This window comes from Streptococcus sp., assembly GCF_032481935.1.
In the GTDB taxonomy this organism is placed as follows: Bacteria; Bacillota; Bacilli; order Lactobacillales; family Streptococcaceae; genus Streptococcus.
Map to the genome: position 1 here is coordinate 1 of NZ_JAWERU010000009.1, position 19,739 is coordinate 19,739.

17 protein-coding genes and 1 pseudogene are annotated in these 19,739 nt (G+C 35.7%); 4 read left to right on the plus strand and 14 right to left on the minus strand.

The genetic code is table 11. From position 1 onward, the window contains the following. The 12 genes and pseudogenes from E7C97_RS02515 to yfmF form a co-directional block, all read right to left on the minus strand. Positions 1-63 (minus strand): annotated as a pseudogene (locus E7C97_RS02515) (30S ribosomal protein S2); the annotation flags it as partial. 436 nt (positions 64-499) lie between these two features. Then, complete coding sequence (locus E7C97_RS02520; protein ID WP_316108034.1) at positions 500-1,714, minus strand: aminoacyltransferase; 1,215 nt, start codon at positions 1,712-1,714, stop codon at positions 500-502. 198 nt (positions 1,715-1,912) lie between these two features. Further along, on the minus strand, positions 1,913-3,130 hold the full coding sequence (gene pcsB / locus E7C97_RS02525) for a peptidoglycan hydrolase PcsB (protein WP_316108035.1): 1,218 nt from the start codon (positions 3,128-3,130) through the stop codon (positions 1,913-1,915). 91 nt (positions 3,131-3,221) lie between these two features. Beyond that, positions 3,222-3,716 carry a rod shape-determining protein MreD gene (gene mreD / locus E7C97_RS02530; RefSeq protein ID WP_223140375.1) on the minus strand — a complete coding sequence of 165 codons (495 nt, stop codon included), beginning with the start codon at positions 3,714-3,716 and terminating at the stop codon, positions 3,222-3,224. Then, the gene (gene mreC, locus E7C97_RS02535) at positions 3,713-4,534 is read right to left on the minus strand and encodes a rod shape-determining protein MreC (protein WP_316108036.1); all 822 of its coding nucleotides are present in this window, start codon (positions 4,532-4,534) and stop codon (positions 3,713-3,715) included. Before mreC ends, mreD begins: the two co-directional genes overlap by 4 nt. A gap of 21 nt (positions 4,535-4,555) precedes the next feature. Further along, the gene (locus tag E7C97_RS02540) at positions 4,556-5,350 is read right to left on the minus strand and encodes an energy-coupling factor transporter transmembrane protein EcfT (protein WP_049526146.1); all 795 of its coding nucleotides are present in this window, start codon (positions 5,348-5,350) and stop codon (positions 4,556-4,558) included. After that, positions 5,343-6,182 (minus strand): energy-coupling factor transporter ATPase, encoded by an 840-nt coding sequence (locus E7C97_RS02545; protein WP_316108037.1) that lies wholly within the window; start codon positions 6,180-6,182, stop codon positions 5,343-5,345. The genes E7C97_RS02540 and E7C97_RS02545 overlap by 8 nt, the downstream gene beginning before the upstream one ends. Continuing rightward, positions 6,167-6,994, minus strand: a complete 828-nt coding sequence (locus tag E7C97_RS02550; RefSeq protein WP_316108038.1) for an energy-coupling factor ABC transporter ATP-binding protein — start codon at positions 6,992-6,994, stop codon at positions 6,167-6,169. Before E7C97_RS02550 ends, E7C97_RS02545 begins: the two co-directional genes overlap by 16 nt. Before the next feature lie 2 nt (positions 6,995-6,996). After that, positions 6,997-7,536 (minus strand): CDP-diacylglycerol--glycerol-3-phosphate 3-phosphatidyltransferase, encoded by a 540-nt coding sequence (gene pgsA, locus E7C97_RS02555; protein ID WP_061863869.1) that lies wholly within the window; start codon positions 7,534-7,536, stop codon positions 6,997-6,999. 12 nt (positions 7,537-7,548) lie between these two features. Further along, a complete protein-coding gene (rodZ, locus tag E7C97_RS02560; RefSeq protein ID WP_075226780.1) occupies positions 7,549-8,373 on the minus strand; it encodes a cytoskeleton protein RodZ in 825 nt (274 codons plus the stop codon). A gap of 37 nt (positions 8,374-8,410) precedes the next feature. After that, a complete protein-coding gene (gene yfmH / locus E7C97_RS02565; protein WP_316108039.1) occupies positions 8,411-9,694 on the minus strand; it encodes an EF-P 5-aminopentanol modification-associated protein YfmH in 1,284 nt (427 codons plus the stop codon). Next, positions 9,691-10,941, minus strand: coding sequence for an EF-P 5-aminopentanol modification-associated protein YfmF (gene yfmF, locus E7C97_RS02570; protein ID WP_316108040.1), 1,251 nt, complete (start codon positions 10,939-10,941; stop codon positions 9,691-9,693). Before yfmF ends, yfmH begins: the two co-directional genes overlap by 4 nt. Positions 10,942-11,102: 161 nt before the next feature. Between yfmF and yaaA the strand changes: the two genes are divergently transcribed. Together yaaA and recF are read left to right on the plus strand one after the other, a co-directional pair. Beyond that, positions 11,103-11,471, plus strand: a complete 369-nt coding sequence (gene yaaA, locus E7C97_RS02575) for a S4 domain-containing protein YaaA (RefSeq protein WP_061863865.1) — start codon at positions 11,103-11,105, stop codon at positions 11,469-11,471. Between the two features lie 2 nt (positions 11,472-11,473). Continuing rightward, on the plus strand, positions 11,474-12,565 hold the full coding sequence (recF, locus tag E7C97_RS02580; RefSeq protein ID WP_316108042.1) for a DNA replication/repair protein RecF: 1,092 nt from the start codon (positions 11,474-11,476) through the stop codon (positions 12,563-12,565). A gap of 54 nt (positions 12,566-12,619) precedes the next feature. On the opposite strand, the gene guaB is transcribed toward recF, so the two are convergent. Next, positions 12,620-14,098: an IMP dehydrogenase gene (guaB, locus tag E7C97_RS02585; RefSeq protein WP_045762410.1), complete on the minus strand. Its 1,479-nt coding sequence runs from the start codon at positions 14,096-14,098 to the stop codon at positions 12,620-12,622. 162 nt (positions 14,099-14,260) lie between these two features. Continuing rightward, on the minus strand, positions 14,261-15,286 hold the full coding sequence (gene trpS, locus E7C97_RS02590; RefSeq protein WP_316108045.1) for a tryptophan--tRNA ligase: 1,026 nt from the start codon (positions 15,284-15,286) through the stop codon (positions 14,261-14,263). Positions 15,287-15,491: 205 nt separating this feature from the next. Here trpS and E7C97_RS02595 point away from each other — a divergent pair, with 205 nt between their 5' ends. Both E7C97_RS02595 and E7C97_RS02600 read left to right on the plus strand, forming a co-directional pair. Beyond that, entirely contained in the window at positions 15,492-17,114 is a 1,623-nt protein-coding gene (locus E7C97_RS02595) for an ATP-binding cassette domain-containing protein (protein WP_045762408.1), read from the plus strand. 61 nt (positions 17,115-17,175) lie between these two features. Then, positions 17,176-19,725, plus strand: a complete 2,550-nt coding sequence (locus tag E7C97_RS02600) for a YfhO family protein (RefSeq protein WP_316108047.1) — start codon at positions 17,176-17,178, stop codon at positions 19,723-19,725. Positions 19,726-19,739 lie beyond the last annotated feature (14 nt).

Below are 19,739 nucleotides of genomic sequence, written 5' to 3' on the forward strand. Positions count from 1 at the left end.
ACGAGTTTGGTGACCAAAGTGTACACCAGCCTCAAGAAGTTGTTTCATTGAAATTACTGCCATGAGTATTTCTCCTTTTTGTTTTTTTCCTCTTCTTGATTTCAGCTTGCAAAACGACCCGAAGGCAACAGCTTCACAATTCATCAAGAATGAGTATTATCGTTTACACGACAAGTTACATTGTATCATAGTTGAGCCTTTTTTTCAAGTAATTTTGCTAGTTTTTCCTTCATAACCTAACTTCCCAACAGAAATTTTAAAAAAATTTATTAACTTTAAATAAAAAAACATCCCAACATAAATTGTTACTGCTAAATGTGCAATAACCGCTTATGTTGAGATTCAGATAAATACAAAATATTTCGAGTTGATAACTTAAATGTTTTGATATGAAAGAATCTACTTTATATTTTTTGATAGCAAGTGTCATATCTTCATACTCTATGTTCTCAAAAAAACAATTACTAAAGATTAAACTTGACAATAAGTCTTTGACTTTCTACTTGCTACTTCGAAGTTTCTTTCGGATTTTATAGGCTATATTAAACAAGAAATACAATGAGCTAGTTGGGAAATTAAACTCACCAGCAAATTCCTCGATAGTGGGATTAAACTTAGATTTAAAATTAAATAACCCACCCTCTAAATTATTTTCAATTCCACCCATATTATGAGTCTCTGCTCCACGTTCAAATGAATGCTGAGCAGTCTCAAACCATGTAGGAATAGCAGGTTGATAATGTCTAAATTCCTCATTCATTCCAGCATATAAGTTTTCAGAAGTTTTCCCAAATTCGATGGTTAAAGTTCCAGACAATGGAACGACACTGTCCCCTCTATCAATATGGCTCTTAATAAAAGAAATTTCTTCCTCTAATCGTTTTCTCTCTTGCTGATTCTCTTTTATTTTGCCTTCTTTCGTTTTATCAGTAAATTTCTGCGCTGTTTTTAGATTCTTTTCGAGTTGATTCTCAACTTCTTTCAGTCTATTAGGTAAATCTAAATAGCTCAGTGTGATAAAAGAGTGATCAGGATAAGTAGTCAGTAACTTCTGATAATAATCTTTGCCTCGTAAACTGATATTCTTACGAGACTCTGTTTTCTTCATTAAAAATGAAAATTCATCTAATAAGTCGAGTCCACCGAATTTTACTTCCAATCCTTTATTTCTTGCAGTTCGGATTGCCTGTCTAGTAGACTTGGATAGTTGATCCAACGAGAAGTTTTCTTTATGAATATTAGCTTGAAAACGTGGTTGTATATTTTCTGCCATATCCTTTGTCAAACCTGTCCAATGAACTTTGTTTTTTTGCAATTCCTCAACAATTTCAAAAGTTTTAGAATTTTGGATAGTTTCTTGGTCGATAAGACTTCGACTGATAAACAGACTTGGATCAAATTTGATCATTATTGCATGGCTTTTTTTAGCAAGTTTTTTCAATGTTAAAAGCACAAATTTCTGAAGTTCTTTATCTTCATAATTAATGACTGGTCCTCTTGGAATATAGAACATGGAAAATCCTAATGGAAGAGGCTGAATTAAGATGTTCGCTACTCCAACTAGTTGATTCTCTTTATAAAATCCAACTCTCTCATTCCCCCAAGTATCCTTTATCTTGGCCCAATCACTACTCTGCAATAAATTCCCTTGAGGATGATTTTCTAAAAATAAATCCCACTCTTGAACATCAACATTCATTTTATAAGTAAACATAATTCCAGTACCAACTCTCTTAAAATCTTGTTATTATTTCGTTAGATAAACAAATTTATTCTAGCTACATATCTGATAATTTTCAATCCATATTTAACTCTCTAATTATAAAAATATTTAGATGAAAATTTCTTATCAATACTATACAAAGGGTGAGATTCATAAAACCTCACCCTAAATTTAATAATAATTAATATGTTAGTTTGGATAAATGTATCTTACTGTACCACGTGATGCTGTAGGATTAAACCATCCACGATAATTTCCGATTGGTTGAGTTCCGCTACCATCATAGTTACATTCTGAAACTTGAATACGCGTTGTTGATTCAACAGCTGTAACAACCGCTACGTGTCCATATCCACCATCATCCCAACAAGCAATCGCACCAACTTGTGGTGTAGAACCTGTACGGAAACCTGCTGCTGCTGCACTAGTAGCCCACTGACCACCATTACCCCAATAATCACCAGCCCATGGAGCCAAAGTCTTAGCACCCCATGTACATTGACCTGTAGGGTAACTTGAAGCATTTGAACTATAAGTTGGTCGTTGACTTACAGTAGTTACTGCAGGTGTGTAGCTTGAATCATCATCTGACGATGAAGCTGATGAAGAACTTGAAGTTGCTTGTACTTGGGCAGCAAAAGTTGTGTTAGCTGAAGCTGCAAGTGATTGTTGTTGACTTGCTTGTTTAGCTTTATATGCTGCTTCTGCCTCCGCTGCTGCTTTAGCTTCTGCCTCTGCTGCTGCTTTTTTCTCTAGCAAGCTAGCTTTTTCGTTTTCTGCTGTAGCTTTTTCAGCTGCAAGATTTAACTCAGCTACTTTCAATTCTGCTTGTTTTGTTGTCAAAGCTTGAGCATCGTCAGCAAGTGTTTGTTGGTTAGCAATGACTGTATTGATTGCTTCGTTGTTTGCAACTTGTTTTTCAGAGATAGCTTTCTTATCTTCTTTTTGTTGCTGCAACATTTTATTGTTTGCTGATACGATTTCACTCATAGCTGCTACACGAGAAATAGCTTCTGTAATTGAGTCAGAGTTAATAATCGTATTGATGTAACTTGTAGCAGTTCCGTTTGTTTGTGCACTACGAGCTTGGTTTTCAAGCGATTCGTTACGTGCTACGATATTTTTTGAAAGCTCTGCGATTTCACCTTCAAGTTTTTTTGATTCTTCTTGAAGTTTTTCGTTTTCAGATTGTAATTTTTCTTGCTCTGATTGAATAGCTGAAACTTTAGTTTGAATTTCGTCTACTTGTTTTTGAGCTTCTTTCTGTTGAGCTGTCAAGTTACTAATTTTACTATCTTGAGCAGCAATCTTTTCATCTGTTGTATTTGCTTTAACACTTGAAAGAACAGCTCCTTGTGAGACCAATACTGTACTTAACAAAAGTGATGCTAGGATTTTTTTCTTCATAAGTGTAAATACTCCTTCTTTTAAGACAATACTAGTATATCAAAAAAAGGCTTAATAAATATTACGCCTTTATTACAGTTTTGTTTCTTTCTTATAGATATATTTTTTCAAAAATAAACTGGAAAACTAACATCCAGAGACAGTTTAATATCATTGACGGAACTAGACCATAAACGATAAAAACTGTTATACTTTCAGCAGTTAAACCAATCATTTGCGCTAGAAGAAAACTGCCAAACTCAAAAGAGAAAGTCATCATTAAAATAGCTAATAGTCGAGTCCATCTATTTGACAAAATAACTGAGTTGCTTTTATACACTATTGCTCCAATAATCACAAATAGAAGACTAGCGATTCCAATCAAATGGAAGAAATAAATATCGTATATAAGCCCTAGAACTAGGCAATAAGCTAAAAACAGATACTCAGATACTTCTATTGTTTCAAACAACAAGAAGATGAAGATAAAGTGGCTCACAATTTGAAAATGTGGAAAAAAACTATTTACAAATTGCCCTAAATGACTGTCTATTAAGACAACTATAGGCAAGAGTAAAAACATCCCTATCTGCTTCAACAGTCTCATGATGGATTCCCCACTAACTCTACGACTTTTAGATTCATTGGATCAGCATGGAGTTTAACCATAACTTCTCTTGTTAGATAGTCACTACTATGGATAACTGATACAACCTCCCCTACTGGAATATCTGTTGTTTTAAAGTTGCCCAGACCTCCTGTAACTACCTTGTCTCCTTGGCTGATATCACTACTACTATTTAACTGGCTTATTTTAAGCAAGTCTTTTTCTTTGTCGTACCCAATGATAATGCCATATATACTAGTAGAACCGTGTTGGATTTTAACGGAGATTTTCTCCGTATTTTCCGCATTGGTTAGTAAGTTAACCACAGTAGAGTTATCTTCAACCTTTCCCACGCTTCCAATCAGTCCCCCACCAGCAATCACAAGCATATTACTGGTCACACCTTGTTGAGAACCTGAATCAATTGTCAACTCTTGTTTCCAAGTTGCAGGAGTTCTCACGATGACATCAGAAGCAATCAACTTGGTTGCGTTCAATTTTGACTTCATATCCAATAACTGACGCAGTTGCTCATTTTCTTCCTTCAGACTGTCTGCTTCATTCGTTTCCTTCTTCATCTGATAGAGTTCTTTTTTGAGAGTTTCATTCTCGTTATAAGTTCTGGTCAAACGACCTAAATCAGATTTTACGGAAGATAGCCATTGAAAAGGCTTTTGCACTATTCTATCGACTAATGAAATGCCATCTCCAGCTTTTGTTACAACTGCACTTGATTGTGTAGTCACTAAAAAAACGGATACTACTAATACAACGACAAATAGAACAATGATATATTTTGATTTTTTAAAACGGTTCATACCTCTACCTTATATTACATTCTAAGATTTTAGCAAAAATAGAATTGCACCCAATACACAAACAAATAATAGCGCTATACTGTCTCTGTTCATCCAATTTAACTGTCGATACTGACTGCGGCCATTTCCACCTTGATAGCCTCTAGCTTCCATGGCTGTAGCAAGAGAATCCGCTCGTTTCAAACTTGTAGCGAACAAAGGAATCAAAATAGGAATCATAGCCTTAACCTTTTGAATTACATTACCTTCTCCAAAATCAACACCACGCGCCTTTTGAGCATTCATAATGCGAATCGTATCATCCATCAAGGTTGGTACAAATCGCAAACTCATAGACAACATGAGTCCAATCTCATGAACTGGAACCTTAAATCTTTTTAAAGGTCCAAGCAAGGATTCAACAGCTGTTGCCAAGCTCAATGGCATGGTTGTCAAAGTAAGCAAGGTTGAGAAAAAGATAATCAACACAAAACGACAAAAAATAATTCCTGCCTGCTCAATACCATAGCTTGTAATTTTTATAAATCCCATCTCGAACAAGACTTGGCCACCAGAGATAAAGAACAGTTGAAAAAGGGTTGTAAAAGCAATCAGAAAAAACATAGACCGCAAACCTTTTATAAAAAAAGATAAGGGAACTTCTGATAAAACGACAAATATGCCTGTTGCAATGAAGAGTATGAGATTTGTAATTGGATTATTGGCCCAAAAAGCGATGATGATCAATAAAATCATTGCTACTAACTTACTACGAGGATCCAAACGATGAATAATCGAATTTCCTGGTATGTATCGACCTAAAATCATATTATCCATTGATAAACTCCTTAAACTCCTCTATCGTTATCGGCAATTGTTCGAAAGAAATTCCTCTGTCAACTAGCCTTTGAGCAAATCGTGTGATTTTAGGAACACCCAATTGGATTTTTTCCATAAATTCGACATTTTGAAAGACAATACTTGGCTTCCCACCCTTAACTAGTTTCCCTTTTTCCATCACATAAACTTGGTCAGCAAATTCGGCCACATCATCCATAAGGTGGGTTACTAAAACAATTGTTATGCCATCTTGATGAAGCTTTTTAAACAAGGCCATCAACTCTTTTCGACCAATTGGGTCCAAACCAGCTGTTGGCTCGTCTAAGACCAAAATGCTAGGCTCCATCGCCAAAATTCCAGCAATAGCAACCCGTCTCATTTGTCCACCTGAGAGTTCAAATGGACTTCGTTCAAAGAGTGATTCATCGATTCCTACTAAAGCTAGTTTTTCACGCGCGATAGCTTCTGCCTCTTCTACAGAAACTCCAAAATTTTGAGGTCCAAAAGCCACATCTTTTAGGACAGTTTCCTCAAAAATTTGGTTCTCTGCAAACTGAAATACCAAGCCCACTTGTTTGCGAATTTGACGAATTTGCTTATTGACGGATGTTGGTGTAATCAATGTATCAAAGACACGAACACTTCCCTTTGTAGGAACCAACAAACCATTCAAGAGTTGTAGAATTGTAGATTTCCCACTTCCTGTATGCCCAATAATCGCAGTATAAGAGCCATCCTCTATTGACAAACTGACGTCGGACAAGGCAGCTGAGGCAAACGGCGTTCCTTCTTGATACGTATAACTAACATTGTCTAGAATAATTCCCATAAAGCCTCCTCGAGCTCCTCCTCGGTCAGGTAGTGCTCTGGTAATTTTAAGCCATTATCACGCAGTGATTGTTTTAATTGGTTGACAAAGGGTTGATCTAAGCCAATTTGATCTAAATCCGATCTAGAAAATAACTCTCTAGGAGTGCTAGTTGACTCGACTTCTCCTTTTTTCATCACCAAAACTCTGTCACTCATGGCCACCTCATCCAGATCATGCGTAATGGAGATGACTGTCATCTGATGGTCTTTGCGAATCTTCTGGACTATCTTAATCAACTCTAATCGTCCCTCAGGGTCCAACATACTTGTAGCCTCATCCAAGATTAAAATATCTGGTTGCAGAGCAACAACCCCTGCAATAGCTACTCTCTGTTTCTGACCTCCTGACAAGCGAGCTGGTTCCTTTTTAGCAAATTCAGCCATCCCAACCAATGATAAAGCCTCAGAAACACGTTTCTTCATCTCTTCAAGTGGGATTCCTTGATTTTCCAGTCCAAAAGCAACGTCGTCTTCAACAGTTGCTCCTACGAATTGGTTATCAGGATTTTGAAAGACCATACCAATCTTACGTCTTTTTTCCCAGACATTTTCTGGAGTTAGGCAATCACCGTCTATCCAAATTTCTCCAGATTCAGCCTCGAGCAAACCATCAATCAAGCGAACTGTCGTTGATTTTCCACTACCATTATGACCAACGATAGACAACCATTCTCCACGTTTCACGTGAAACGAAAGGTTATGAACATCATAATGTTCTTGATCTGCCTGATATCGAAAAAACAGGTCTTTTATCTCAATAATCGATTCCATATCTAACGAAAGGTTCCTTTAAACAAATATGCGCTTCCCTTGAAATAATCATAACCAGAATAAACTGTGAAGAACAAGGCAATATAAAGAGTTATCTGACCAAGCACATTCCAGTGAAGTAGCAAGAATATAATCGCAAACATCTGACTAAATGTCTTGATTTTTCCAGGCATAGCAGCAGCTAGAACAGTACCTCCTGTTTCAACTAAGAGCAAGCGTAAACCGGTGACAGCAAGTTCACGACAAATAATTATTGCTACCACCCAAGCTGGTGCCATCTTTAGACCAACCAACATAATAAAGGCTGACATGACCAATAATTTATCAGCCATTGGATCTGCAAACTTTCCGAAATTACTAACCACTTGCCATTTTCTAGCTAAATAACCATCTAGATAATCAGTGATACTGGCAATAGCAAAAATAACTGCTGCTATTTTATGTAACACAGGAGATGGCCCAACTGATAGAAGGAGAATAAAAATCGGAATAAATAAAATTCTACCAAGCGTAAGCATATTAGGAATATTCTCTTTTTTCATGTTATCCTTCCTTTAGTTTGAACTTAATGTTAGAGTAATCCAACCAGTTTGACCAGTTAATTTTGAAGTGTCAATTTCCTTATTATCAATTTTCACCGACACTCCTTTAACAACACCCAATGTTATGGTTACTGGAGATCCTTTGGAAATGGTTGTTTTAGCTGTTTTATTATTAGGTTCAAGAGTCACTCCCCCTGCTAAATCAGTATCCGAAACACTAATCCAGCTTGTTGCATCTGTTACAGATAATTGAAGCTCCGCAGAATCTTTAGATGTCTTATATTCCACTGATAAAGCATCTCCCTGACCTGAAACAGTCAAAGTAGTTGCCTCACTCGAACTTGATGAACTAGTAGCTTGACTACTACTTGATGCTACACTACTAGAGCTACTTGTTGAACTCACAACACTATAAGTTGCCGCAGAAGACGCAGTTGGTTGGGTTTGAATATAATTCCACACATAGTAGGTTACAAAAATTAAAATTGATAAAGAAAAAAGAACAAAGTAAAATAGCGGGAGAAATGAATTTTTCTTTCGATTAGACCGTCTACGTCCTGAAAGTTCAATCTCATCTACATCAACTTCTTCATAAGTAATCATACTTCCCGAATCATAGGCATCTAGAACGATATTTTCATCTAATTCAACTGCCCAAGCATACTTTCTCAAAAATGAACGAGCATAAAAAGTACTCGGTAGTTTGTCAAAATCATCTGACTCCATTGCCTCCAACAAATCCAGCTGAATATCTGTCTTTCTGTGCAATTCCTCTAAGCTCAGTCCTTGGTTAATTCTTGCAAGACGTAAGACCTCACCAATTGTTTTTTTTCTCATACTTAACATTCCTTCTTTCTAGTGTATTTTCTAGCGATTATATCGGGAAAATTGTACAATCAACCATATCGCTATTATCTATCAAGTCATATCCAGCCTCTAGAACATCGTCTAAAGTAATTTCCTGCAAAAGTTTAGGAAGGTCAAACAGGGTAGAACCTGTATCGGTTGGATGATACTGAGTAGCAATGTATTCAAGGGAATCCATACTATGAAGAAATTCTCCATACATCTCAGTTTTTACAATATCCAAGTGATCCTCAGTTATATCCTCATCTTTAACAAAATTGCGAATAGCTTTACGAAATTGATGAGAAAGTGCCACAGGTTCCTTTGTATCCATTGTTAATATCACAAAATGGAAACGAGGATCTACTTCAATTTCTAAAGACAGGGAAGCATCCAGTTTACCTGTCTCATATAATTTTTGAAATCTTTGTGAAGTCCAACCAAACATCATTGTAAACAACAATTTCAATAAAAGATGATAACGATACTGATCTCGATTTCCTATGTCTTTATTTCCTCTAATACCAATCGCTAATTTGGGAGATGCTACATCCATGCGAAAACTTTCAGTAGTCTTTACAGGATGTAAAGGTATTTGTTCTCTCTTAAACTCATGTTTTTTTTCTTGAGGATGAGATTTCTTAGCAAAATAATCTTCAAGCAGTTCAAAATCAAAATTCCCCACTAAAAAGATATTACTATTGACAGGTTTGTAAAACTCTTTAAAGTTCTCTTTTAAATCCTCCAAACAAATAGCATCAATAGAGTTTTCACTACCAACAATATCTGAAGCTAAAGAACTTTCTGGATAGAGATTTGCCAAAGTCTTGAAAAATAGACAAGAATCCGGATCATCCTGATACATCTCTCTTTCCTGTTGAATGATATCCTTTTCTCGCTCCACAGATTCTTCCGTTACATTGAAGGTAGTGACAAGTTCTTCTAGTAAATCTAAACACTCTAGAACATTTTCAGAAGTCGAGAAAAGATAGCTAGTATTCGTAAAGCTCGTAAAGGCATTACTTTCAGCACCCAACTCTGTAAAAGCTGCCATAACATCTCCAGAATCTTCTCTTTCAAACAGTTTATGTTCTAAGAAATGAGCGATCCCTTGTGGATATTGTTGTAAGTTCTTATCATCCACTGTAAACCTTGTGTCAACAGAACCGACTTGGACACTTACAACGCCATAAACCTCGTTAAAGTCCTTTTTAGGTAGTAAAGTAACTGTCAAACCATTTTCTAATCTAGTTTGATACAAAGTTTCTTTTACAGCAGGATAATATTTCTTTTGAAAAGTAGGTCTGGTCATTCTGCTCCTTCCATAAAATAAATAGCCTGCAACTTAAAACTGTTTGCTGCTTCACAAATTGCTTCTCTATCAACTTGTTCAAGCTTATCGATTAAAGTTTTTGTATCAAGATTCGCCTTCCCAAAAAAAGTTGACAAATAATATTTATCGACGATAGAATCTTGATTATCCTGAGCTAGTAGTAAAGAGCGACGAATCATTTGTTTGGTCTGATCAATCTCCTTATCTGTAAACTTTCCATTTTTTATGTCAATCAACTGATGATTCATCAATTTTCTTACTTTGTTTCGATTTTGCCGATCAATTCCAGCAAACAATCGTAAAAATCCACTAAAGAGATCCAAATGACTTGATACCGTATAGGCCAGTCCTTCTTTTTCTCGCACTTGGATAAATAGTTTCGAATGTGGAAAGGCTCCTAAAAGACCATTTACAAGAAGCACTGCCATCTGTTCTTCATCACCATATGCCACTGAACTATGGTAGCCCATCTCTAAAACAGACTGTCCTAATCTCTTTCTAACAATACCTTCTCTAAGAATATTAGAATAGGGTTGCTGATATTGAATGTTTACAACTGATTTACGACCTGTTAAAGGAAATTTATGTAAAAACTCTAAAACTTCAATTTCATTAAAATCGCCTAAGAAGAAAATATCTATTTGGTCTTCTTTTAGCATTTTTTGATAGCTTGAAAAACATGTTTTTGAAGTCTCTTCTGAAATTCTAGAAATCAAATCTTTTGGAACTAGCTGCATTGATTCTTCTTGGAAAAACAATTGATCTAACTCTTTATGTGCAAAGAAAAATGGGTCTTCCAATTCTGATTCTAGCCTTGATAAGATCTGTTTTTTCTCGATGTCAAAAGCATTTTTCTCAAATCCATCCTCATCCGACAATGGTGTAAACAGAACCTGATGCAGTAATTCTAAAATTTGAGAAGTTAATACGTTTTTCTTACTTAAAAATTCATCACGCACATAGGTAATATTCAAATCCACAAGATGACTTTGTCCTCTTCGATAGGCGTGCGCTGACAAATCAGTTCCATACAAGGTTGCTAAACGTTTTCTAAACAGTTGAGCAGTTGGATAACTTTGGTTGGCAGTTTCAAGCATACTGGCACTTAACATGCGACTTGAAATTGAATCCAAAGACAATGGAGCTGTGAGACGCACAGTAATTTTATTAGTTTTAAATTTTTTTGATTGGATAAAATGCACTGCAATTCCAGGTACTAACTCCATCTCTTACCTCCTTCTACATAGAGTTCTATTATACCATGAAAAGAGAAAATTTTCTTGTTCTCTTTACCCCTTTTAAAATTAAAATCGCTTTCATTTCTAACAAATTTACCTCTGCCATTTCAAGGTAAAATATGGTATAATACCAAAGATTGAGGTGAACTATGGAATACAAACTATTTGAAGAATTTATCACTCTCCAAGCTCTCTTGAAAGAACTTGGTATTATACACAGTGGCGGAGCCATTAAATCCTTTTTAGCTGACCATCTTGTCTACTTTAATGGCGAATTGGAAAATCGTCGTGGGAAAAAAGTAAGAATCGGAGACTCTATCGACATTCCTGACATGAAAATCCAAATCATTCTGACGCAACCGAGCTTAGAAGAACAGGAAGAATATCTCCAAGAAAAACTTGAGAAAGAACGTGTGGCTAAACTTGTCAAAGAAATGAATAAGACGGTCAAAAAAAAGCCAACAAAAAAGACCCCGAAAGCTAAAACAAAAACTGCACCACGTTTCCCAGGTAGATAAGTATGTGGCTAAAAAACTTATCCATCAAGCAATTTAGAAACTATCAGGATACCGAAATTGAATTCAATCCTAAATTAAATGTATTTGTGGGTCGAAATGCCCAAGGCAAAACTAATCTTCTGGAAAGTATTTACTTTTTAGCTTTAACTAGAAGTCATCGGACAAAGACAGACAAGAATTTAATTCAATTTGAAGAAGAACAGCTTCAAGTTTCTGGAATTCTTCAAAAACGAACGGCTACTATTCCACTTGCGATTGATTTGACTCCAAAAGGTCGAATTACTAAAGTCAATCACTTAAAGCAAGCTCGGCTATCTGACTATATTGGACACATGAATGTTGTTCTATTTGCACCCGAAGATTTACAACTTGTCAAAGGAGCACCTGCTATCCGACGTAAGTTTATAGATATGGAACTAGGACAAATCAAACCCATATACTTGTCAGATTTGTCAAGCTACAATCATGTGCTCAAACAAAGAAATACCTACTTAAAGTCAGCGAATCAGATTGACGAAACATTTTTATCTGTTCTAGATGACCAGCTAGTAGACTACGGTTGTCGGGTGATGGTCCACAGAGAAGAATTTATCAAAAAAATGGAATCTTTTGGTCGTAAAAAACACTTTGATATTTCGGACCAATTAGAAGAGTTATCAATTCGTTATCAACCATCTGTAAACTTCACTGACAAGGAAAAACTAGCAGAATCTTTTTATGCAGCACTTCAAAAAAGTAGAGCAAGAGATTTATTTAAGAAGAATACTGGAGTTGGTCCTCATCGGGACGATATAATTTTCTTAATCAATGGAATGGACGCAAACTTTGGAAGTCAAGGGCAACATCGTAGTCTGGTTTTATCTATAAAACTTGCAGAAATAGAACTGATGGAGAGTATCACTAAGGAATCTCCCATTCTTTTGCTTGACGATGTTATGAGTGAACTTGACAATACTCGTCAACTTAAATTATTAGAAACTATATCTCAAAATATTCAAACCTTTATTACAACAACTAGTTTAGAGCATCTTCAAAACTTACCTGATAATCTCAGTATATTTACTGTAAAGAATGGCCAATTATATGTAAATTGATATTTACATTGATGTAAACAATAAAAAATCTCCTGTTTTTCAGGAGATTTTTTATTACATTGAATAGTTTGGTGCTTCATTTGTGATTTGCACATCGTGTGGATGGCTTTCTTTTAGACCGGCACCTGACATTTCGATAAATTGAGCATTGTCATGCAATTCTTTAAGGTTAGCTGCACCACAGTACCCCATACCAGATCGGATACCACCAATCATTTGGAATACGATATCAGCTGCTGCTCCTTTATATGCAACACGTCCTTCAATTCCTTCTGGAACGAGTTTATTTGCTTCATTGACAGAGCCTTGGAAGTAACGGTCGCTTGAACCTTTCTTCATTGCAGCGATTGAACCCATACCACGGTATGTCTTGAACTTACGTCCTTGGAAGATTTCAGTTTCTCCTGGAGCTTCATCTGTTCCTGCAAACATTGATCCAAGCATTACTGCATTTCCACCAGCAGCAAGGGCTTTAACAATATCTCCAGAATACTTGATTCCACCATCAGCAATGATTGTTTTGCCATATTCACGTGCAACGGCTGCTGCATCATAGATAGCTGTAACTTGTGGAACTCCTACACCAGCGATAACACGAGTTGTACAGATTGAACCTGGCCCAATACCAACTTTAACAACGTCAACTCCTGCATCATAAAGGGCACGGGCTCCTTCAGCAGTAGCGATATTTCCAGCAATCAGTGTACGGTCTGGGAAATGGGCACGGATTTCAGCGATTTTACGAAGAACCCCTGCAGAGTGTCCGTGTGCTGTATCGATGACAATGGCATCTGCTCCTGCTTCAAAGAGAGCTTCAGCACGTTCAAAAGTATCAGAAGTTACACCTACCGCACCAGCAACTAGAAGACGACCAAACTCATCTTTAGCTGCATTTGGAAACTCAATCACTTTTTCAATATCTTTAATCGTGATCAAGCCAGAAAGACGACCTTCTTCATCAACCAAAGGAAGTTTTTCAATACGGTGTTCTTGAAGAATGCTCTCAGCTGTTTCAAGATCTGTTCCAACAGGAGCAGTAACAAGATTCTCACTGGTCATATGATTTGAGATTGGTTGATTGTAATCTGAAATAAAACGAAGGTCTCGGTTTGTTAAAATACCAACCAATTTACGATTCTCAAGAGTTTCAACCACTGGAACACCACTGATACGGTAACGTCCCATGAGTTCATCTGCCTCTGCAATTGTATGCTCTGGAGTCAAGAAGAATGGATCAATGATAACACCATTTTCAGAACGTTTTACCTTACGAACTTCATCTGCCTGCTGTTCAATAGACATGTTTTTATGGATAACACCTAGACCACCTGCACGCGCGATTGCAATGGCCATTTGGCTTTCTGTTACAGTATCCATCGCAGCTGTAATAATTGGGATATTTAAAGTCAAATTATCTGCCAATTTTGTTGTTAAATCCGCATCATTAGGCAATACATGACTCTCTGCTGGAATAAGCAATACATCATCAAAGGTAAAACCTTTTTTCAAAAATTTAGTGTCCCAATTAGACATTGAAGTTTCCTCTTTTCTTTCTTTTTGAGCTTGACGCTTTTTGTATTGTATCTATCATACCATTCTATGAAAATTTGTCAATTATATTGATAATAGATAATGTAAAAAAACTATCCCTTTAACTTTAAAGAAGAGATAGTTTTAGAGTTCATATTTTATCTATTAATGAAAGTAATTTAGCCCCATTGCTGCTTTTACCTCTGATAGTGTTTGGCCTGCAACTTCTCGAGCTTTTTCACTACCTTTTTGGAGCATATTATAAACCTCACCCATATCTTTAGCCAACTCAAGACGGCGTTCACGAATTGGACCAAGTTCATGTTCTAGAATTTCAAGTAGATAACGTTTAGTCTTGACATCACCTAGACCTCCACGTTGATAATGCTCTTTCATTTCAGCAATTACTTGAGCATCTTCTGGACGTCCGAAAACATCTAAGTAATGGAAAACCATATTGCCCTCAATCTTACCTGGATCTTCCACACGAATGTGATCTGGATCTGTATACATACTCATTACTTTCTTACGCAAAGTATCTGCATCATCTGACAAGTAGATACCATTATTAAGCGATTTAGACATTTTGGCATTTCCATCAAGACCAGGTAAGCGACCTGCTCCTTCATTTTCTGGATAAATTCCTTCCGGTTCTACTAAAACATCACAATTATAGGCATGGTTGAATGAACGTACAATCTCACGCGTTTGTTCAATCATCGGTTTTTGGTCTGTACCTACAGGAACATAGTTAGCCTTAAAAGCTGTGATATCTGCTGCTTGAGCAATTGGATAAACTAAAAATCCAGTTGGAATACTTTCTCCAAATCCTTTCTGAGCAATTTCTGTCTTTACAGTAGGATTACGCTCCAAACGAGCCAAAGACACCAGATTCATGTAATACATAGACAACTCTGCCAATTCTGGAATTTGACTTTGAATGAAAATCGTTGATTTATTAGGATCTAATCCCACTGCAAGATAGTCCAAGGCAACATTCCCAATAGACTCTACAATAGTTTGTGGATCTTTTGCATGGTCAGTTAAAGCTTGCTGGTCAGCCAAAAAAACAAACATGTCATATTTATCTTCTTGCTGTAATAAGACACGATTTTTTAAACTACCAACGTAGTGCCCAATATGTAATTTTCCCGTTGGACGATCTCCTGTTAAAATAATGGGTTTATTCATCTTATTCTCCTTTGATATGGTCCTTTCAATTATAGCATTTTTTTGATAAAAAGACAGATAATTTTTTTATCAAATAATTACGATTCCAACTCCTCAACTGTAAACTATCTGTAAACATCCTTTACAAATAATTGACAGATAAAAATTTGAATATTTGCTGATTTTCTAGTAGAATTAAAGTATTACATATAATAGGAGAAAAAAATTGCTAACAGTATCTGATGTTTCACTACGTTTTAGTGATCGCAAACTTTTTGATGAGGTCAACATCAAATTTACAGAAGGAAACACCTATGGTTTAATTGGTGCTAACGGTGCAGGTAAATCAACATTTTTAAAAATCTTAGCTGGTGATATCGAACCTACAACTGGTCATGTTTCTCTTGGACCTGATGAACGTCTTTCTGTGCTTCGTCAAAATCACTTTGACTATGAGGATGAACGTGTTATTGATGTTGTTATCATGGGTAATGAAAAACTATACAACATCATGAAAGAAAAAGATGCTATCTATATGAAAGCAGATTTTACTGATGAAGATGGAGTTCGTGCAGCTGAGCTTGAAGGTGAATTTGCTGAACTAGGTGGTTGGGAAGCTGAGAGTGAAGCTTCACAACTCTTGCAAAACTTGAATATCCCTGAAGATCTTCATTACCAAAATATGAGTGAACTCGCAAATGGAGACAAAGTGAAAGTACTCCTTGCTAAAGCTCTATTTGGTAAACCAGATGTCCTTCTTTTGGATGAGCCGACCAACGGTTTGGATATCCAATCTATTACTTGGTTAGAAGATTTCTTGATTGACTTTGATAACACTGTTATTGTCGTATCCCATGACCGTCACTTCTTGAACAAAGTATGTACTCACATGGCCGACCTTGACTTTGGAAAAATCAAACTCTATGTCGGAAACTACGACTTCTGGAAAGAATCTTCTGAGCTTGCTGCTAAATTGCTAGCAGACCGTAATGCTAAAGCAGAAGAAAAAATTAAGCAACTCCAAGAATTCGTTGCTCGTTTCTCTGCTAATGCTTCTAAATCAAGACAAGCAACATCACGTAAGAAAATGCTTGATAAGATTGAACTTGAAGAAATTGTGCCATCCAGTCGTAAATATCCATTTATCAACTTTAAAGCTGAACGTGAAATCGGAAACGATCTCTTGACAGTAGAAAATCTATCTGTCAAGATTGATGGTGAAACTATTCTTGACAACATCAGCTTTATCTTGCGTCCAGGTGACAAGACAGCTCTTATCGGACAAAACGATATCCAAACAACTGCATTGATTCGTGCGATCATGGGTGATATCGACTATGAAGGAACTGTCAAGTGGGGGGTTACAACTAGTCGCTCTTACTTACCAAAAGACAATTCAGCTGATTTTGCTGGGGGTGAATCTATTCTTGACTGGCTCCGTCAATTTGCAAGTAAAGAAGAAGATGACAATACCTTCTTGCGTGGTTTCCTTGGTCGTATGCTCTTCTCTGGAGATGAGGTTAACAAACCTGTAAATGTCTTGTCAGGGGGAGAAAAAGTGCGCGTAATGCTATCGAAACTCATGCTTTTGAAATCAAATGTTCTTGTACTTGACGATCCTACAAATCACTTAGACTTGGAATCTATTTCAAGCTTGAACGATGGATTGAAAAACTTCAAAGAATCTATCATCTTCGCCAGTCATGACCATGAATTCATTCAAACATTGGCTAACCACATTATTGTCCTATCTAAAAATGGTGTAATCGACCGTATCGATGAAACCTATGATGAATTCTTAGAAAATGCTGAAGTACAAGCAAAAGTTAAAGAACTTTGGAAAGACTAAATAATACTTTAAAACTCAGTTGGATTAACCAACTGAGTTTTCTATCATTCTATGAGGTAACATGAAAACATTTTTTAGAAACTATTGGACCTATTTTATTTCTTTCATCATTCCCCTAGTGATTATGTTCGGAGTCTATCTTTCTCAAGGTATCTACTGGAATAGTGATACTTCACCTTTATTAGGGGATGGATTTCATCAATATGTTATTTTTGATCTAAATCTTCGTAATATTTTACATGGGAGTGATAGTCTATTTTATACTTTTACCAGCGGTCTAGGTCTCAATTTTTATGCCTTGTCCAGTTATTACCTTGGTAGTTTTCTATCACCTCTTGTTTATTTTTTTGATGTATCAAGCATGCCAGATGCAGTCTATCTGTCAACCTTGTTAAAATTTGGCTTGATAGGTCTGTCAACCTTTTTTAGCTTGAGTATAATATTCAAAAATCTATCAGCCCCACTCAGATTATCTTTATCTAACTCATATGCTTTAATGAGCTTTACAGTTAGCCAACTTGAGATTAAAACCTGGTTAGATGTTTTTATTTTAATTCCCTTAATTTTAACTGGTTTACATCTACTCATAACGGAAAAAAAACGTATTCTATACTTTACAAGTTTGTCAATCTTATTTATCCAAAACTACTATTTTGGCTATATGACTGCCCTGTTTTTGATAGTTTGGTATTTTTGCCAACTTTCCTGGAATTTTAAAAGTCGCAAGTATTCTTTCCTTGATTTTTTCCTAACATCCTTACTCGCTGGTTTAACAAGTTTCATCATGACACTCCCAACCTTGTTTGATTTAAGAACTCATGGTGAAAAACTAACCGCTATTACAAAAATAAAAACAGATGCCAGTTGGTATCTAGATCTATTCGCTAAACAATTTATTGGTGCTTTCGATACAACTAAATATGGTTCTATCCCAATGATTTTTGTAGGCCTCCTTCCTTTTATCTTAACAATTGTATTCTTTACATTAAAATCAATTAAGTTTCACGTGAAACTATGCTATGCAACTCTACTCATTATCATCATTGCTAGTTTTTATCTAGAAGCCTTAGATCTATTTTGGCAAGGAATGCACGCGCCAAATATGTTTCTTCATCGCTATGCGTGGATTTTCTCTACTCTTTTGATTTATATATCTGCGGAAGTTTTAGATAGATTTAAAGATATCAAATTATGGAATATTTTATTCTCAATAACCTTCCTTTTATTTGGCTATCTGGCAACCATTTATTTTAAAAATCATTATTCATTTCTAACTAAATTAAATATACTCTTAACGATTGAGTTCTTAGTGGTATACTTACTATTGTTATTAGCACTTATCCGAAAAATGATTTCTCTAAAAATCTTTTCAATTCTTATTTTGATCTTTACAGTAAGTGAAGTTAGTTTTAATGCTTCATCTCAATTAAATGGAATTACGAAAGAATGGGGATTTGCTTCTCGTAGTACCTATGATAAAGATATTCCAAGTATGGAAGCTATTTTGGAGTATACCAAACAGCAGCCAGATACATTTACACGAACTGAAAAGTTACAAACTCAAACTGGAAACGATAGCATGAAATTTAACTACAATGGCATCTCACAATTTTCATCTGTTCGTAATCGTTCTGCAAGTACAACGTTAGATAAGTTGGGTTTTAAATCTTCAGGTACCAACCTTAATCTTCGTTATGCAAATAATACTATCATTGCAGATAGTTTATTTGGAATCAGCTACAATATTTCTGAAACCTATCCAGATAAATATGGTTTTCATCCAAGCTATCAAAAAGATAATCTAACCCTTTATAAAAATCAATTCGCTCTCCCAATTGCTTTTGCTACACAGTCTCTTTACAAAGATGTCACTTTTAATGACCATACTCTTGATAACCAAACTCAATTTTTAAATCAAATTGCTGGCTTAAATGAAGAGTACTTTTATCCGATAAATCATTATACAGACTCTGATAACAACGTTGTCAATCTAAACGGAACTGATACTGAAGATGCAACTATCAGCTACAGCATTGAAGTACCTGATAATAGTCAGGTTTACCTTTCCATGACCAAGCTAAATTTTTCAAACGATAAGAAAAAGCAAGTTGACATCATTGTCAATGGTGAAAAAAAATCCTTTACCACAGATAATGTTTTTACATTTTTTAATCTTGGATATGCAGAACATAAACAAACTTTTGATATCCAGGTTAAGTTCCCAGGAAATGCTCAAGTATCATTTGAATCTCCAACTTTCTATCGCTTAGATACTAAGAAATATACGGAGGCTATACGCAAAATAAAAGAAAATCCAGTAGAAGTGAGCTCTTATAAAAATAAAGTCACTGTAAATTATAAGGTAAAGAATGAGACATCGATCTTTTTCACAATTCCTTACGACCGAGGATGGTCTGCTTACCAAAATGGTAAAAAATTACAAATTCAACAGGCACAAACTGGATTTATGAAAATTGATGTTCCTGAAGGTGAAGGAACTATTACCCTTTCCTTTATTCCAAAAGGATTTGTTGCTGGTGCAAGTTGTTCTCTTATAGCCATTATTGTCTTTATTTTTTATGATATTCAAAGAAAAAAATATTCTAGATAAAAAAAAAATCGACC

Bases quoted from the DNA above. Each gene is read 5' to 3' on its own strand.
- mreC (WP_316108036.1), bottom strand. From the start codon at position 4,534: ATGAACCGTTTTAAAAAATCAAAATATATCATTGTTCTATTTGTCGTT.
- E7C97_RS02520 (WP_316108034.1), bottom strand. From the start codon at position 1,714: ATGTTTACTTATAAAATGAATGTTGATGTTCAAGAGTGGGATTTATTT.
- yfmH (WP_316108039.1), bottom strand. From the start codon at position 9,694: ATGACCAGACCTACTTTTCAAAAGAAATATTATCCTGCTGTAAAAGAA.
- pcsB (WP_316108035.1), bottom strand. From the start codon at position 3,130: ATGAAGAAAAAAATCCTAGCATCACTTTTGTTAAGTACAGTATTGGTC.
- yaaA (WP_061863865.1), top strand. From the start codon at position 11,103: ATGGAATACAAACTATTTGAAGAATTTATCACTCTCCAAGCTCTCTTG.
- guaB (WP_045762410.1), bottom strand. From the start codon at position 14,098: ATGTCTAATTGGGACACTAAATTTTTGAAAAAAGGTTTTACCTTTGAT.
- recF (WP_316108042.1), top strand. From the start codon at position 11,474: ATGTGGCTAAAAAACTTATCCATCAAGCAATTTAGAAACTATCAGGAT.
- E7C97_RS02550 (WP_316108038.1), bottom strand. From the start codon at position 6,994: ATGGAATCGATTATTGAGATAAAAGACCTGTTTTTTCGATATCAGGCA.
- E7C97_RS02600 (WP_316108047.1), top strand. From the start codon at position 17,176: ATGAAAACATTTTTTAGAAACTATTGGACCTATTTTATTTCTTTCATC.
- rodZ (WP_075226780.1), bottom strand. From the start codon at position 8,373: ATGAGAAAAAAAACAATTGGTGAGGTCTTACGTCTTGCAAGAATTAAC.
- E7C97_RS02545 (WP_316108037.1), bottom strand. From the start codon at position 6,182: ATGGGAATTATTCTAGACAATGTTAGTTATACGTATCAAGAAGGAACG.
- E7C97_RS02540 (WP_049526146.1), bottom strand. From the start codon at position 5,350: ATGGATAATATGATTTTAGGTCGATACATACCAGGAAATTCGATTATT.
- pgsA (WP_061863869.1), bottom strand. From the start codon at position 7,536: ATGAAAAAAGAGAATATTCCTAATATGCTTACGCTTGGTAGAATTTTA.
- yfmF (WP_316108040.1), bottom strand. From the start codon at position 10,941: ATGGAGTTAGTACCTGGAATTGCAGTGCATTTTATCCAATCAAAAAAA.
- trpS (WP_316108045.1), bottom strand. From the start codon at position 15,286: ATGAATAAACCCATTATTTTAACAGGAGATCGTCCAACGGGAAAATTA.
- mreD (WP_223140375.1), bottom strand. From the start codon at position 3,716: ATGAGACTGTTGAAGCAGATAGGGATGTTTTTACTCTTGCCTATAGTT.